17 protein-coding genes and 2 tRNA genes are annotated in these 15,108 nt (G+C 64.9%); 7 read left to right on the forward strand and 12 right to left on the reverse strand.

Annotated elements, in window-relative coordinates; translation table 11 throughout:
* Positions 1-73: 73 nt before the first annotated feature.
* The 3 genes from EGM87_RS08220 to thiE all read right to left on the reverse strand — a co-directional run bounded on the left by EGM87_RS08220 (position 74) and on the right by thiE (position 2,476).
* Entirely contained in the window at positions 74-634 is a 561-nt protein-coding gene (locus EGM87_RS08220; RefSeq protein WP_044662544.1) for a M23 family metallopeptidase, read from the reverse strand.
* Entirely contained in the window at positions 631-1,710 is a 1,080-nt protein-coding gene (locus EGM87_RS08225; protein ID WP_044662545.1) for a L,D-transpeptidase family protein, read from the reverse strand. The genes EGM87_RS08220 and EGM87_RS08225 overlap by 4 nt, the downstream gene beginning before the upstream one ends.
* Positions 1,711-1,780: 70 nt before the next feature.
* Positions 1,781-2,476: a thiamine phosphate synthase gene (gene thiE, locus EGM87_RS08230; RefSeq protein WP_044662546.1), complete on the reverse strand. Its 696-nt coding sequence runs from the start codon at positions 2,474-2,476 to the stop codon at positions 1,781-1,783.
* Positions 2,477-2,551: 75 nt separating this feature from the next.
* Here thiE and EGM87_RS08235 point away from each other — a divergent pair, with 75 nt between their 5' ends.
* Entirely contained in the window at positions 2,552-3,274 is a 723-nt protein-coding gene (locus EGM87_RS08235; protein ID WP_044662547.1) for a DUF72 domain-containing protein, read from the forward strand.
* A 70-nt stretch (positions 3,275-3,344) separates the two neighbouring features.
* Positions 3,345-4,105, forward strand: a protein-coding gene (locus EGM87_RS08240; RefSeq protein WP_099185988.1) for an IS5 family transposase whose coding sequence is annotated in 2 segments (ribosomal slippage) — positions 3,345-3,669 and positions 3,669-4,105 — 762 coding nt in all. Because the reading frame shifts where the segments join, the coding sequence is not laid out codon by codon here.
* Positions 4,106-4,224: 119 nt separating this feature from the next.
* Here the strand turns inward: EGM87_RS08240 and EGM87_RS08245 are convergent.
* From EGM87_RS08245 to tkt, 4 genes are all read right to left on the reverse strand, one after another.
* A complete protein-coding gene (locus tag EGM87_RS08245; protein WP_044662548.1) occupies positions 4,225-5,121 on the reverse strand; it encodes a fructose bisphosphate aldolase in 897 nt (298 codons plus the stop codon).
* Positions 5,122-5,246: 125 nt separating this feature from the next.
* Positions 5,247-6,449, reverse strand: coding sequence for a phosphoglycerate kinase (locus EGM87_RS08250; RefSeq protein ID WP_044662549.1), 1,203 nt, complete (start codon positions 6,447-6,449; stop codon positions 5,247-5,249).
* A gap of 74 nt (positions 6,450-6,523) precedes the next feature.
* Positions 6,524-7,534 carry a type I glyceraldehyde-3-phosphate dehydrogenase gene (gap, locus tag EGM87_RS08255; protein WP_025552063.1) on the reverse strand — a complete coding sequence of 337 codons (1,011 nt, stop codon included), beginning with the start codon at positions 7,532-7,534 and terminating at the stop codon, positions 6,524-6,526.
* Positions 7,535-7,562: 28 nt separating this feature from the next.
* Positions 7,563-9,530, reverse strand: a complete 1,968-nt coding sequence (gene tkt, locus EGM87_RS08260; RefSeq protein ID WP_044662550.1) for a transketolase — start codon at positions 9,528-9,530, stop codon at positions 7,563-7,565.
* Between the two features lie 173 nt (positions 9,531-9,703).
* Here tkt and EGM87_RS08265 point away from each other — a divergent pair, with 173 nt between their 5' ends.
* From EGM87_RS08265 to EGM87_RS08280, 4 genes are all read left to right on the forward strand, one after another.
* Entirely contained in the window at positions 9,704-9,910 is a 207-nt protein-coding gene (locus EGM87_RS08265) for a hypothetical protein (protein WP_229742433.1), read from the forward strand.
* Positions 9,903-10,238, forward strand: coding sequence for a cell division protein ZapA (locus EGM87_RS08270; RefSeq protein WP_044662552.1), 336 nt, complete (start codon positions 9,903-9,905; stop codon positions 10,236-10,238). Before EGM87_RS08265 ends, EGM87_RS08270 begins: the two co-directional genes overlap by 8 nt.
* A gap of 197 nt (positions 10,239-10,435) precedes the next feature.
* The gene (locus tag EGM87_RS08275; RefSeq protein WP_025552056.1) at positions 10,436-11,014 is read left to right on the forward strand and encodes a 5-formyltetrahydrofolate cyclo-ligase; all 579 of its coding nucleotides are present in this window, start codon (positions 10,436-10,438) and stop codon (positions 11,012-11,014) included.
* Entirely contained in the window at positions 11,011-11,253 is a 243-nt protein-coding gene (locus tag EGM87_RS08280) for a DUF2842 domain-containing protein (protein ID WP_025552055.1), read from the forward strand. Before EGM87_RS08275 ends, EGM87_RS08280 begins: the two co-directional genes overlap by 4 nt.
* A 201-nt stretch (positions 11,254-11,454) precedes the next feature.
* On the opposite strand, the gene EGM87_RS08285 is transcribed toward EGM87_RS08280, so the two are convergent.
* From EGM87_RS08285 to EGM87_RS08295, 3 genes are all read right to left on the reverse strand, one after another.
* Positions 11,455-11,531: transfer RNA gene (locus EGM87_RS08285), tRNA-Asp, on the reverse strand.
* Positions 11,532-11,613: 82 nt separating this feature from the next.
* Positions 11,614-11,690 (reverse strand) — tRNA-Asp (locus EGM87_RS08290).
* A 41-nt stretch (positions 11,691-11,731) separates the two neighbouring features.
* A complete protein-coding gene (locus tag EGM87_RS08295) occupies positions 11,732-12,886 on the reverse strand; it encodes an AI-2E family transporter (RefSeq protein WP_044662553.1) in 1,155 nt (384 codons plus the stop codon).
* 173 nt (positions 12,887-13,059) lie between these two features.
* Between EGM87_RS08295 and EGM87_RS08300 the strand changes: the two genes are divergently transcribed.
* Entirely contained in the window at positions 13,060-13,527 is a 468-nt protein-coding gene (locus EGM87_RS08300; RefSeq protein WP_044662554.1) for a hypothetical protein, read from the forward strand.
* 75 nt (positions 13,528-13,602) lie between these two features.
* On the opposite strand, the gene EGM87_RS08305 is transcribed toward EGM87_RS08300, so the two are convergent.
* Together EGM87_RS08305 and ygfZ are read right to left on the reverse strand one after the other, a co-directional pair.
* Positions 13,603-14,349, reverse strand: coding sequence for a glutaminyl-peptide cyclotransferase (locus tag EGM87_RS08305; RefSeq protein WP_044662555.1), 747 nt, complete (start codon positions 14,347-14,349; stop codon positions 13,603-13,605).
* Positions 14,346-15,083: a CAF17-like 4Fe-4S cluster assembly/insertion protein YgfZ gene (gene ygfZ / locus EGM87_RS08310; protein ID WP_044662556.1), complete on the reverse strand. Its 738-nt coding sequence runs from the start codon at positions 15,081-15,083 to the stop codon at positions 14,346-14,348. Before ygfZ ends, EGM87_RS08305 begins: the two co-directional genes overlap by 4 nt.
* Between the last annotated feature and the right edge of the window lie 25 nt (positions 15,084-15,108).

Below are 15,108 nucleotides of genomic sequence, written 5' to 3' on the forward strand. Positions count from 1 at the left end.
GGTGAAAAGAGCCGGCCTCTGGAGGCTGGCCGCGCCCTTACATGGATGAGGGCGAAAGGGCAAGAGGCGGCGCCTATCGCGGTTTCGCCAGCAAAGGATAGGGATTGATCGCCCGCCCGCCATGCCAGGGCTCTCCCGGACGCAGTTCATGCACCGCGAAGTGCAGGTGCGGCGCTGCCGGATCGGCATTGCCGGTGCTGCCGACGGTCGCGATGCGCTGTCCGCGCCGAACCGCCTGCCCTTCCGCAAGGCCCGGCGCATAGCCGTCCAGATGCGCATAATAATAGATGCGCCGTCCGTCGGGCGAGCGTTCATAGATCGTGCGCCCGCCTTCCTCGCTCCAGAACAGCTTTTCGATCCGTCCGTCCGCCGCCGCCAGCACCGCCCTGCCCCGCGCCGCCATGATGTCGATGGCGTCATGGGCGCGCGCGCCGCTCGCCCGCGCCTGGGCGAATGTATCGCTCAGCGCGGAGGGCGGCACGCCCTCGACCGGGATCAGCAGGGCACCGGCTTCCGCCGCCGCAGGCCGGGAAGGCTCAGGCGCGTCCGCCGGCACGATCCGCACGAAGGTGCGCAGGAGGGCCGCGCCGATCAGGACGGCCAGGCCGATGCCGGCCCAACCGCGCGCCCTCATGGCTGGAACACCGCCTTCACGCCGGACTTCACCATCTGGGCGAGCCGCGCCGCGTCCCAATTGGTGAGCCGGATGCAACCATGGCTTTCCGTCCGGCCAATGGTCTGCGGCTCCGGCGTGCCGTGAATGCCGTAATGCGGCTTCGACAGGTCGATCCACACCACGCCGACCGGGCCGTTGGGACCGGGCTTCAGCACCGCCTTCTGGTCGGTGGAGGACGCATCCCAGAACAGGTCCGGATTATAGTGGAAGTCGGGATTGCGGCTCAACCCCTTGATTTCCCACGTTCCGATCGGCAGGGGATCATGCTGCGACCCCATGGTGGCTGGAAATTGCGCGATCAGCCGGTTCTGCGCGTCATAGGCCCGGAGCACCCCGTCCGACTTGTCCACGACGATATGGTCGGCCTGCGGCTGTTCCTTGGCCACGCCCAGGCCGGCAAGCGTCTCGCCCCAGCCGCGCTCGTCGCCTTCGATCCGGGCAACCGGCTGGTTGGCGATGGCAGGTACGCGGATCGTGGCTCCCGCGCCGAGCTTCGTGTTCGGAGGGTTGAGCGCGAGCAGCGCCTCCGGCCGGGTGTGGAAACGTTCGGCCAGCTTCTCCAGCAGGTTGCGATAACCAAGGGCGGGCAGCTTCGCCTGATCGTTGAGTTCCCTGGGCACCGCAAAGAACGGTCCCCTGGCGAAATCCGCCGGTATCTTCACCAGCCAGGTCGCGGGCTGCGGCCGGTCGCCCAGCAGCGCCTTGGCCGTCGCCTCATCATATTCCCCGGTGGTCGGCAGGCCCTTCGCCTCCTGGAAACCCCTGAGCGCGGTGGTGAAGGACATGCCTTCCTTCCCGTCCAATACGCCGGGCGAGAAGCCGGCCCGGTCCAGCGCCACCTGCGCCTGCAGCACCGATTCCACCCGCGCAGGCGCGCCTGTCGGCTCGGGCACCACGGTGAAGGCGTAGGGATCGCCGGCAGGCCGCGCAGCCTGGCCGGTCGCCTGGTTCGACGGTGCGCTCTCATTGGCTTCCGTCACCGTCATGTTGCAGGCCGCACAGAGCAGCGTCAGGATCAGCGGATTGGTTTTCAAGGCGATACTCTCCCATTTGTGGAAGGGAAAACGCCTGAAGTGCAGGAAAGCTGCCTGCCGCCTTATACCGTTATTCCTGCGCCAACACCGCCCGGAATGCCGCCACGCCGGCTTGCGGCCCATCCGAATGGCCCCATACCGCCCCGCTCACCGCCAGGAAATCCGCCCCGGCCTTCACCAGCGGCGCGGCATTGCCGGGCGTTATCCCGCCAATCGCCACGCAGGGCAGTTCGAACAATGCCGTCCACCAGCCCAGGATCGATGGGTCGGGGCGATGAATCGTTTCCTTGGTGGTCGTAGGATAGAAGGCCCCGAACGCGACATAGTCCGCCCCTGCTTCCCCGGCTTCCATCGCCAGATGGCGGCTGTCATGGCAGGTGACGCCGATCTGCACCGAAGGACCGAGCAGCTTGCGCGCCTCGCGAGGGTCGCCGTCGCCCTGCCCCAGATGAACGCCGTCGGCCCCCAGGCGCTTCGCCAGGCTCATGCTGTCGTTGATGATGAACGCGACATCCCGTTCCGCGCAGAGCTTTTGCAGCGGCGCGGCGGCTTGGGCGATGGCGTCGTCACCCACGCCCTTCAACCGCAATTGGAACGCCGCGACATCGCCCCCATCGAAGGCGGCGGCGAGACTGTCGACAAAGCCCGCATCGATCGCCGGCGGGGAGATCAGGTAGAGCTGACAGGGCGGCCGCCGGTCATCGCTGTCGAACCGGGCTGCGAAATTCGGGTCGAGAGCCAATTCTTCATCGGTAAATTCGGTCATGTGTCCCGCCTTAGCCGCTTTTGATGGCGTTGGAAAAGGGCGGAGCCGATCGGCCCTCACCCGCGTTCTCCCTGCATGATCAGGATCGGATGTTCGGGATGGAATTACCGGGATTGGCGCGGGCGCTTCTATCCGGAGAAGCTGGCGGCGAAAAACTGGTTCGCTTACTATGCCCAGCAGTTCGACACGGTAGAGATCAACAACAGCTTCTATCGCCTGCCCCGGCCGGAAACCGTCGACAAATGGCGCGAACAGGCGCCCGGGGCCTTTTGCTATGCGGCCAAGGCGAACCGCTATCTGACGCAGATGAAGAAGCTCAAGGATTGCGAGGAACCGCTGGCAAGGATGATGGAGTCCTTCGCGCATTTCGGCCCGACGCTGGGGCCGGTCCTCTATCAACTCCCGCCGCATTTCTCGCTCGACCTGCCAAGGCTGGAGGCATTCCTCCGCATCGCGCCGCGCGATCCCGTGCCGGTCTTCGAATTCCGCCATTCAAGCTGGTATGTGGATGAACTTTTTGCGCTGCTGGAGCGGTACGGAGCGGCTCTCTGCGTGCATGACATGCCCGGCTCGGCCAGTCCCCGGCTGGGTGTCGGCTCGACCGCCTATGTCCGCTTCCACGGCACGACGGGGAAATATCGCGGCGGCTATTCGCGTGAAAGGCTGGCGGACTGGGCCGAATGGATGAAGGCGCAGAGCAGCGACGGCCGGACCGTCTGGGCCTATTTCAACAATGACTATGACGCGCAGGCAATTGCCGACGCCCGGATATTGAAGGCGCTGACGGAGAAAGGCTAGGCAGTAGTGACATTTTAGGGATTCACGACGGTTTGGATTTGTGATTCAAGGCTGGCTTTTGGAGGCTGGCGTGGAAGGCGAAGTGCTGCGGGATGATCAGTGGGAGCGGCTGCGGGAGTTCGTTCCGGGCGGGCGCAAGGGCAAGCGCGGTCCTCGCAGTGACGGACGGTTGTTTCTTGACGCCTTGCTCTGGCTGGCGCGTTCAGGGGGACGCTGGCGCGATCTACCGGAGAAGTTCGGTCCCTATCAGACCGCCAAGCGGCGTTATTATCGCTGGGTCGAGCAAGGCGTGATCGACCGGATCTTCGAGGCTGTGTCGGATGATCCCGACATCGAATGGCTGGCGATCGATGCGACGGTGATCCGCGCCCAGGCCCAGGCGGCTGGGGCACGGGTAAAAAGGGGGGCGCTCAAGCCCAGGCTCTCGGGCGCTCGCGAGGCGGGTTCGGCACCAAGATCCATGCCGTAGTCGATGCCTTGGGCTTGCCGATCCGCTTCATCCTCGGCCCCGGACAGCAAAACGACATGGCGCCCGCCTGCGATCTGATCCGCGGCATCCCGGCTGGCAAGGTTCTGGCTGATCGGGCCTATGACGCCGACAGTTTGCACGATCTCATCTACGAGCAAGGCGGCGAGCCGGTCATCCCACCTCGCCGCCATCGCAAATATCAGCACCACTATGATCGCATCGCCTACAAACAGCGTTGGGGCATCGAGGGCTTCTTCGCCAAGCTCAAGCAGTGGCGCCGTATCGCAACACGCTATGACAAACTCGCCGCAAACTTCCTCGGCTTCGTCAAACTCGCCAGCATCATGCTATGGCTCAAATGATTAAATCGTCACTACGGCCTAGTTTCACCCCGTCAGAACCGAACCGTGCTCCTGCGAAGGCGGGAGCACGGCGGACCGGCCGCGAGCGCCTTCCGGGCGCTCACGACCGTCACCGCAGATCAGGCCGCCTTGCTGGTGGAAGCGCCGTGAATCTCGTCGATCGCTTCGCCCAGCGAGGCGTTGAACTCCTCGTCGCTCATCTGGTGGCGCAGGTCGTTCAGCAGCGCGCGGCTGAAGCTGGCGATGATGCCGCGATTCCTGGCCAGCTCGACGCAGGCTTCGGAACGCGAGAAACCGCCGGACAAGGCGACGACGCGCAGCACGCGGGGATGGTCGACCAGCGGATCGAACAGACCGGCCTTGGTCGGCAGCGACAGCTTCAGCATCACCTTGTCGTCTCCCGGCAGCGCGTCGAGATTCTTGAGGATTTCCTCCAGCAGGATCTGGTCGGCCTCTGCGCGTTCCGGGCTCTTGATGTTGACTTCCGGCTCGATGATCGGAACGAGCCCTGCGGCCAGCACCTGCCGACCGACCTCGAACTGCTGCCTGACGACGGCGGCGATGCCCTCGCGATTGGCGAGGTTGATGACCGAACGCTCCTTGGTGCCGAACACGCCCAGCGCCTTGGCGCGGTGCAGCAAGGTGTCGAGGCCGGGGTTCGGCTTCATCAACTGAACGCCGTTCGCTTCATCCTCCAGCCCCTTGTCGATCTTGATGAAGGGCACGACGCCGCGCTCGATCAGCGCCTGCGGAACCGATTTGCCGCCCGCTTCGCCGTCCATGGTGCGCTCGAACAGGATCGCGCCCAGCACCTTCTCGCCCGAAAAGACAGGCGAGGTGATGATGCGGCTGCGCATATCGTGGATCAGCGCGAACATTTCCTCTTCGGTGGACCAGGCGTCTTCCTCGATGCCATAGCCCTTCAGCGCCTTGGGCGTCGAACCGCCGCTCTGGTCGAGCGCCGCGATGAAGCCGTTGCCGCCCTCGATCTTCGCCTTCATGTCCTCGAACTGCATCTGCACATACCTCTTGGTTGGATGCGCCGCCCTCCCGGCAGCGCGTCTAGGGGGCGGACGCCATTGCACGGCGTCCATGGTCGAGCGGAGCGCGCCACTCTCCAAGGCGCGCGCCGCAATCTGAATCAGGCCATCAGCGCCTTGACGCCGGGCAGCTCCTTGCCTTCCATCCACTCCAGGAACGCGCCGCCAGCGGTGGAGACGAAGCTGAAATCGCCCGCCACGCCCGCATGGTTGAGCGCCGCGACGGTATCGCCGCCACCCGCGACGGACGTCAGCCCGCCTTCCTTGGTGAGCGCCGCCGCGGTCTTGGCCAGCGCCACGGTCGCCTTGTCGAAGGGCGCGATCTCGAATGCGCCCAGCGGGCCGTTCCATACCAAAGTCCGGCAATTCTTCAGCGCATCGCCCAACGCCTCGACCGCCGCTGGGCCGACGTCGAGGATCATCTCATCCTCTGCCACCTCATGCACGTTGCATGTGCGCAAGGAGGGCGGGTTGGCGGCAAATTCCTTCGCCACGACGACGTCATAGGGCAGATGGATGGTGCAGCCCGCCGCTTCCGCCTTGTCGAAGATCGCCTCCGCGGTCTCCGCCAGATCCTTCTCGCACAGCGACTTGCCGACATCCACGCCGCGCGCGAACAGGAAGGTATTGGCCATGCCGCCGCCGATGATCAGATGATCGACCTTGGCGACGAGGTTGTTGAGCACGTCGAGCTTGGTCGACACCTTCGCCCCGCCGACGACCGCCGCGACCGGCTTCACCGGTTCGCCCAGCGCGGCCTGCAGCGCGTCCAGTTCCTTCTCCATCGATCGGCCGGCAAAGGCGGGCAGCTTGTGCGCCAGCCCCTCGGTCGAGGCATGGGCGCGATGCGCGGCGGAAAAGGCGTCGTTGACATACAGGTCGCCAATCGCCGCCATCGCCTCCACCAGCGCGGGATCGTTCTTTTCCTCGCCGGCATGGAAGCGGGTGTTCTCCAGGATCGCGATGTCGCCGTTGCGCATCACCTTGATGCCGTCGACAGCCGCCTCGCCCTGACAGTCGGGGATGAACTGCACGTCGCGGCCCAGCACGGCGGTCAGCGGGCGAGTGATCTTGGAGAGCGAGAATTCGGGGTTCTTCTGGCCCTTGGGACGGCCGAAATGGGCAAGGATCAGAACCTTGGCGCCCCGATCGGCCAGTTCCAGCACGGTGGGCATCGCCGCGCGCAGGCGGGTGTCGTCGGAGACGGAACCATCCTGCATCGGCACGTTCAGATCCTCGCGCACCAGCACCACCTTGCCCGTGATGTCTTCCATGTCGTCGAGTGTCTTGAACGGCTTTGCCATGATCGCTCCCTGCTGCGAAAATAAGGATGGTGATGAAAAACCCCGCCGGACGGTCCGGCGGGGCTGATGGTCTTTTAGAGGAACTTCGCCACGACCCCGGTGGTGTCGATCATGCGGTTCGAGAAGCCCCATTCATTGTCGTACCAGCTCAGCACGCGGACCAGCGTGCCGTCGATCACCGCCGTTTCCAGGCTGTCGACGGTCGAGCTGCGCGGATCGCCATTATAGTCGATGGACACCAGCGGCTCCTCCGAATAGCCAAGAATGCCCTTCAGCGGGCCGGATTCCGAAGCGGCCTTCAGCAGTTCGTTGACTTCCTGGACGGTGGTGGCGCGCTTGGCGATGAACTTCAGGTCGACGACCGAAACGTTCGGGGTCGGCACGCGCACCGACGAACCGTCCAGCTTGCCCTTCAGTTCCGGCATCACCTCCCCGACAGCGCGAGCGGCGCCGGTGGTGGTCGGGATCATCGACAGGGCGGCGGCGCGGGCGCGGCGCATGTCCTTGTGAAGCTGATCCAGCGTGTTCTGGTCGTTGGTGTAGCTGTGGATCGTGGTCATGAAGCCCTTTTCGATGCCGATGGCGTCATGCAGGACCTTCGCCAGCGGCGCGAGGCAGTTGGTGGTGCAGCTCGCATTCGAGATGACGACGTCGCCGGCGCTCAGCGTCTCATGATTGACGCCGAAAACCACGGTCTTGTCGACGCCGGTGGCGGGAGCGGAGATGACGACGCGCTTGGCGCCCGCGGTCAGGTGCGCGCTGGCCTTTTCCTTGTCCGCGAAAATGCCGGTGCACTCCAGCGCGACGTCCACGCCCTGGGCGGCATGGGGCAGCTTGGCGGGGTCGCGTTCGGCGGTCACGGCGATACGCTTGCCGTCGATGACCAGGAAATTGCCGTCGACGCTCACTTCGCCGGCCCAGTTGCCGTGCACGGAATCACGCTTGAACAGCAGGGCATTCGACTTGGCGTCGCCCAGGTCGTTGATGCTCACCAGTTCCAGATCATGGTCGGTGCGCGAGAGAATCGCACGGGCGACCAGACGACCGATGCGGCCGAAACCGTTGATTGCTACCTTCGTTGCCACTGCACTTGTCTCCCGGTTGGTTTGAATTTCAGTCGAGCGCGGCCACGATCTGCGGCGCGATCTTGGCGGCGGTCAGGCCGAAATGATCGTAGAGCACTTCCGCCGGAGCCGAGGCGCCGAACGTATCGATGCCGAAACGCAGGCCGGCGATGCCGACATAACGCTCCCACCCGAAAGTGGTGCCTGCCTCAATCGAGGCGCGCAGGACATGGTGCGGAAGGAGATCATCCTTATACGCCTGCGGCTGCGCATCGAAATGCGCCCAGCTCGGCATGGAGACGACGTCCGCGCCGATGCCCTGCTCTTCCAGCAGCGCGGCGGTAGCGACGGCGATCTCGACCTCGGACCCGGTGGCGACCAGCACCACCTTGCGCTCGGCCGTGGCCGCCTTCAGGCGATAGGCGCCCTTGGCCGACAGGTTTTCACCCGCCTTCTCGGTGCGAAGCTGCGGCAGGTTCTGGCGGGTCAGCGCCAGCACCGACGGGCCGTCGGCATCCTTCAGCGCCAGTTCCCAGCACTCAGCCGTCTCGACAATGTCGGCCGGGCGATAGACGTCCAGGTTCGGGATCATGCGCAGCGACATGACATGCTCGATCGGCTGGTGGGTCGGGCCGTCCTCGCCCAGACCGATGGAGTCATGGGTCAGCACATGGATGGCGCGGATCTGCTGGAGCGCCGCCAGACGGATGCCCGCGCGCATATAGTCGGAAAAGACCAGGAAGGTGCCGCCATAGGGAATGACGCCGCCATGAAGCGCCATGCCGTTCATGGCGCAGGCCATGCCGAACTCGCGAATGCCGTAATAGACGTAACGGCCCGAATAATCGTCTTTGGTGAGCGGCCCGGTCGACTTGGTCTTGGTGTTGTTGGAGCCGGTGAGGTCCGCCGAGCCGCCCAGCGTCTCCGGCAGCAGGTCGTTGATCGCGCCCAGCGTCAGTTCGCTCGCCTTGCGGGTGGCGACCTTCTGCGGATTGGCGATCAGCGTGTCGATATAGGCGTCAAGCGAGAAACCGGCGGGCAGGTCGCCGGCCATGCGGCGCTCGAATTCGGCCCTTTGCGCGTTGGAACCAAGACGATCCGCCCAGGCCACATGGGCGTCGCCGCCCTTTGCGCCGATGGCGTGCCAGGCGGCGGCAATGTCTTCCGGGATCACGAAAGGTTCGGCCGACCAGCCAAGGAATTCACGAGCGGCAGCGACTTCGGCTTCACCAAGGGCGGAGCCGTGGACGCCCGAAGTGCCCGCCTTGTTGGGTGCGCCATAACCGATCTTGGTGGCGCAGGCGATCAGCGAGGGGCGCGGATCGGCCAGCGCCTCGTCGATGGCGCGGCGCACATCGGCCATGTCATGACCGTCGCAGGACACGACATGCCAGCCGGTCGCGGCATAGCGGGCGCGCACATCCTCGCTGCTCGAAAGGTCGACCGCGCCGTCGATGGTGATCTTGTTATCGTCCCACAGCACGATCAGGCGGCCCAGGTTCAGATGCCCGGCAAGGCCGATGGCCTCATGGTTGATGCCCTCCATCAGGCAGCCGTCGCCGGCCAGCACCCAGGTGCGGTGATCGACCAGATCGTCGCCGAACTGCGCATTCAGATGCCGCTCGGCAATCGCCATGCCCACCGCGGTGGCAAGGCCGGAACCCAGGGGCCCGGTGGTCGCCTCCACCCCCGCCAGCTCGAAATTCTCCGGATGGCCGGCGCAGGGGCTGCCCAGCTGGCGGAAATTCGCGATGTCTTCGATGGTCGGACGCGCATAGCCGGTCAGGTGCAGCAGCGAGTAGATCAGCATCGATCCATGGCCCGCGGACAGCACGAAGCGGTCGCGGTCCGCCCATTTCGGCGCCTTGGGATCGAACTTCAGATAATCCTTGAACAGCACGGTGGCGACGTCGGCCATGCCCATCGGCATGCCTGGATGGCCGCTGTTAGCGGCCTGCACCGCGTCCATGGAAAGCGCCCGGATGGCATTGGCGAGGGACTTTTCGGAAACGGTCATCGAAGCGGCGTCTTTCCTGGCTTGTCTATGGCCCCCTGTTAAGGCCAGCGAATCGAAATTGCGCCCCCTTTGTCGCCTCAGGGACAAGGCGTCAACTACGGGTGGCCCCCAGGGTGCGCCAAGCCGCCGAATGACGGCTTTTGCGCGGTGAAAACTTTGTCTATGCGTGGAGCATGGCAAGTGACCGAATGATGCAGGCGATCCGCGCTCTGGAACGCGCGATCGACCGGCTCGAACAGGATGTGGAAGGCCTTGCGTCGGCCGCCTCCGGCCCCTCCCCAGGCATCGACGCCGCCGCCGCCCGCACGGCGCTGCGGTCGCTGGACAGTCTCATCACCGAATTGAAGGGGCAGGATGTGAAGGAACAGGCCGGTGGCTGAAACCACATTGCACATTGCCGGGCGCGTCTATGACCTGCGTTGCCGCGACGGGGAGGAGGCCCATCTGGCGCATCTCGCCAACCTGATCGAGCGCAAGGCGCGACTGGCGCAGCAGAACACCCCGGGCCTGACCGAGGTGCGCACGCTGCTGTTCGCCGCGCTGTTCCTGGCCGACGAACTCAACGACCTGAAGCGCGAGGCGATAGGGCGGCAACAGACCCTGGCGCTGGAGCCGGAGGACGAGCCTGCCATCCGCGCGCTCGAATCCCTTGCCACCCGCATAGAAAAGCTGCGCGAGAGACTTGTCGCCGCCGCTCCTCAGGCCTAAATAGAGAGGCGACGGGCACTGCGCGGTATCGAGCTTTAGCGAACATCCCTGAGGCGATAATCACATCCACGGGGACTGTCCCTGGGCGGGCTCTGGCCCGATCTACATGGTTCCCACCTGACGTTGAGGCGTCAGAGGATTTTCCAGCACACGGCCGAGGCGGTCCCGTCACCCCCTCCCGCAATTCAAGGCCCCCGATGAGCGACGACACTGACAAGGCGACCCTGCGTGCCATCGCCCGGCAGAGGCGACGCGCCTTCGTGGCTTCGCTCGATCCGCTGGCGCACCGGCTGGCGTTCAAGGTGGTCCCTTCCCCCCTTGCGCATCGGCTGGCGGACGCTGAGGTGGTGGCTCTCTATATGGGCCTGGACGATGAAGCCCCCGCGCAAAGGCTGGCCGCGCCCTTGCAGGCCATGGGCAAGACACTGGCCCTGCCCCGCGTACTGGATCGGCTTGGCAGCATGGATTTCGTGCGCTGGAACCCGGAGGAACAGCTTTTCCCCGGCCTGTTCGGCACCAGCCATCCCGAACCGGTGGGCGATCCGGCTACCCCCGACGTCATCATCGCGCCGCTGATCGGCTTCGACCGGGCGATGAACCGGCTGGGGCAAGGGGGCGGCTATTATGACCGGGTGTTCGCACGCTATCCGGATGCCTTGAGGATCGGCCTCGGCTGGTCGGTGCAGGAACATGACGATCTGCCCGCGGACCCATGGGATCTGCCGCTGCACCTGATCCTGACCGAAGTCGAACTGATCGAAGGATATGAAGCATGAGCACGGACCCCCGGCCAGCCTACAAGCCGAGCTGGCGCAAGCCGGTGGGCATGTTCGTGATCCTGGGCCTGATCGCGCTCTGGGCCGTGCTTGTGGGCAGCCTGTCGGCGCTGATCGGACGGCTGCCGATGATGGTGCAGGTGCCGGTCTATGTCTTTCTGGGCCTGATATGGATCTGGGTGCTCCCGTTGAAGCGCCTGCTTGCCTGGATGGAGACGGGACGCTGGCGGGGATTTTGAAGGCGGGATGGATGGATTGCGGACATTCCCCCTCCCGCAGGCGGGAGGGGGTTAGGGGGTGGGCTGGCGCGGCATCTGCGCTGTTTTGCAACGGCTAAGTCAGAAGCTCGCTACGCTCGCGCCCACCCCTAACCCCTCCCGTTTACGGGAGGGGAATGTCCTGAATCGGCCATTTCCAGCCATATCCATTATAAAGGAAAGTGGCGCGAGTGACGGGGCTCGAACCCGCGACCTCCGGCGTGACAGGCCGGCGCTCTAACCAACTGAGCTACACCCGCGCAGGGCGGCATCTTGGCATGACCTCAATGGCCACCAGACGATGCTGATCTGGAAAACCTTCCACTTCCCCCTTGAGGAAAGTGGCGCGAGTGACGGGGCTCGAACCCGCGACCTCCGGCGTGACAGGCCGGCGCTCTAACCAACTGAGCTACACCCGCGTTCGGTGTGGGCGGGCATCTATGCGGCCCCGTTCCCCCTGTCAACTGCCTGCAACATCAGTTTCACGGCTTTCGTCATTTTCTTTGCGCGGGTCGACCGTCAGCGTGCCGCGCTCGAACAGGAAACCGGCGATATCCGGTGTTCCGGCCGCCGACACGACTGTCTGGATGATGATCAGCAACGGCACGCCCAGCAAGGCGCCCGGGGTTCCCCACACCCACCCCCAGAAGGTCAGCGACACCAGAATCAGCAGGGGGTTCATGGTGAGCCGCCGTCCCAATATCGTCGGCGTGATGACATTGGCCTCCACCAGATGGAATCCGACCTGCAAGGCCGCGGGCAGCAGCGCCTTCCACACATCGTCGAACACCATGAGCCCGCCGAGCGCCAGCAAGGCGGCCGCCAGCATCGGCCCGAAATAGGGAACGAAATTCAGCAGCGCGACAATTCCGCCCCACATCAGCGGCGAAGGCATGCCGATCAGCCACAACGCCAACGCCACCGCCAAGCCAAGGCACAGGTTGATCGTCGCGATGGTGAGGACATAGGCGGATGTCGCGTCGACCACATTCTGGATCACCCGCGCCACCGCCATTGCGCCATCGAAACTGCCCCGGCTGTTGATCGTCCGCCGCCGCAGTCGCGTCCAGCCGGCAAGGAAGAAATAGATGATGAGCAACGCGAACACCATCTGGATGATCGCCGCGGGGGCGGAGGTAGCCGCGAACTGCAGGAGCGATCGGGGCGCATCCACCGCCGCCGTCTGCGCCGCCGCCACCGGCCCGGTCGCCAGCATCTGCACCGTTTCGTCGACGAAGCGCTGAAGCTGCGAATAGAAATCGATCAACGGGGCGAGATTATTCTGTATCTGGGGAAGGCGCTCGGGCAACAGCCGGAACCAGTCGGCCGCCGGGACGACGATCAGCACGAGGGCGGTATTCGCCACCAGCAGGAAGGCGATCACCGCCATCAGCGCCGCCAGTGCGGAAGGGACGCGCCGCCGCTCCATCCATTCCAGGAACGGAACCAGCGCAATGGCGATCACCAGCGCGGCGGTCAGCGGCAGGAAGAACTCCGCCCCCTCCCTCAAGGCGAAGGGTAGCGCCAGGACGAGCCCGATCCCGGTCGTCAGCGCGATCGACGCCAGCAGGCGGTCCCGCCGCCGGTTGATCTCCTGCTGTTCCTGGGGTGTCACGCCTGAAATGTCCTTGCCCGCCGCCCTTTTTCTGCACCGGCGGCACCGGTCCGTCAATTTAGGCCCGACGATTTACATCAGCGAAACAGGCGGATAGCAAGGGAAACAAGGTCTTAACCAAATCTTCGGCACCTGCTGCCACATTCGGCCGGGAAACAGCATGGGGGACTGGGATGAAATTGGGGGCTTGGCTCGTCGCTCTCGCCTGCACGGCGGCGCCGCAGCTTGCGTCGGCACGGCAGGAGATCCGTTTGGAGCGGCAGATGTTCGTGGAGCGGGTCAGCACCGACGTCAACGGCCGCGCCCGCCGCGTGCTGGAAAGCGCCGACCGTGCAGGATCGGGCGACCAGCTTATCTTCGTCGTCAACTGGCGCAATGAGGGCAACCGTCCGGTGCGCGGCCTGGCCGTCACCAATGCCGTGCCGCGCGGTACGCAACTCGACCTCAGCGATCCGGCCATGCAGGTTTCGGTGGATGGGGGTGCTCATTGGGGGCGCCTTGCCGACCTCTGGCTGCCAACTCCGCTGGGCGGAACCCGTCGGGCCGTGCCTGCCGACATCACCCATGTCCGCTGGACCGTGCTGGACGAGATTTCACCGGGGGAGAGCGGCCGGCTGAGCTATCGGGCTACTGTTCGTTAAGCGGTACGGCGATCCGGGTGTAATTGGCCAATAGGCGCCCTTACCGCCCCGCTCCCAATACGCCCGCCACCCAATTCATTTCCCGATCCTGATCTCGAAAAGCCTGGCCCAGTTCTTGCCTGTCACGAACAGCCGGTCGGCCTTCGCGTCATAGGCGATGCCGTTCGCCACCGCCTCGCTGTCCTTCGCGCCGCTCGCCTTCAGGAGCGGCGCGATGTCGAGCCAGCCGATCACCGCGCCCGTGCGCGGATCGATCCGGACGATATGGGTGTCGTACCAGATATTGGCCCAGATCTCGCCCTTCACATATTCCAGTTCATTGAGCCGCTCCACCGGGCGGCCGTTCCATGTCACCGTGATCCGGCGCTCTTCGGTCAGCCCTTCGGGGTCCAGGAACCGCAATTGCGCGGTGCCGTCACTCATGATGAGGCTGCGCCCATCCTGCGTCAGCCCCCAGCCTTCCCCTTCATAACGGAACTGGGAAACCGGCGAAAAATCATCGAGCTTCCAGACGAAACCCTGCCGATGCCGCCAGGTCAGGCTGATCAGCCGATCCTTCCAGTTGACGATGCCTTCCCCGAAATAAGGGCGGGGAACGATCCGGCGGTTCAGCACCTTGCCGCTTTTGGGATCGACCTTCCGAATCTCCGACTCGCCTTCCAGACCCGTGCTCTCGTACAGGGCGCCGTCATGGTAGAAGAGCCCCTCGGTAAAGGCGCCGGGATCGTGCGGATAGCTTCGGACGAGCGTCCAGCGCGTTTCCGCCTGAGCGGGAACGATCAGCAGCCACGCGCCCAGCAGCGCGAAAAGCGCGCGCTTCATCCGGCGGCCTGGTCCGCCACGGCCCCAGCGAGCCAGCCGGGCAGGAACGCGGGATCGACATCCTCCACCCGCCGCAATTCGATGGAGAGGCCAAGATCGGCCAGCGCGGCCTTCTGCCGTTTCTCGTCGGCCTGGGCCAGCGGCACCGCGACCAGGCGCCGGTTCACCTTGTTGCGATAATGCATGCGGGCGGTGTTTTCCTGCCCGACATAGCATCCCTTGTCATAATCGACCCCGCCCAGTTCGCCGGCATTGGTTTCCAGCCATAGGATCTGGTCCTGTCCCAGTTCGCCCACCCCCTCGAATATGCCGAGCGACAGCCGGTGCGCCCGAAATGCCGCCGAAGCATCGCCCTCATCCGGCGGCGCGATCCAGCGATGGCCGAGTTGCGACAGACGTGGGTCGAAAGGCTTGCCAGAAGCCTCCAGCGCCCAATGCACCGCCAGTTCATCGGCCCGCGCAATGGCGACCTTGCGCCGCAGCCGGTAAATCGTCAGACGCTTCGCCAAGGCTTCCGCCTGACTCGCCTCGCAATCGATCAGCACATCCTCGCCATCCGCCCACAGGATGAAGTCGAACAGCGCCTTGCCCTGTGGCGTCAGCAGCGCGGTCCAGCGCGGTTCGCCCTCCTTCAGCCCCAGCACATCGCGGGTGAGCAGGCCCTGAAGGAAGCTTTTCGCCTCCTCGCCGGAAATTCTGAGGAGAGCGCGGTCGGTAAGGGTGGTGCCGGTCATCGGCTTTAGGTAGGACAATCGCCCA

This window comes from Sphingobium sp. RSMS, from assembly GCF_005406185.4.
In the GTDB taxonomy this organism is placed as follows: domain Bacteria; phylum Pseudomonadota; class Alphaproteobacteria; order Sphingomonadales; family Sphingomonadaceae; genus Sphingobium; species Sphingobium fuliginis.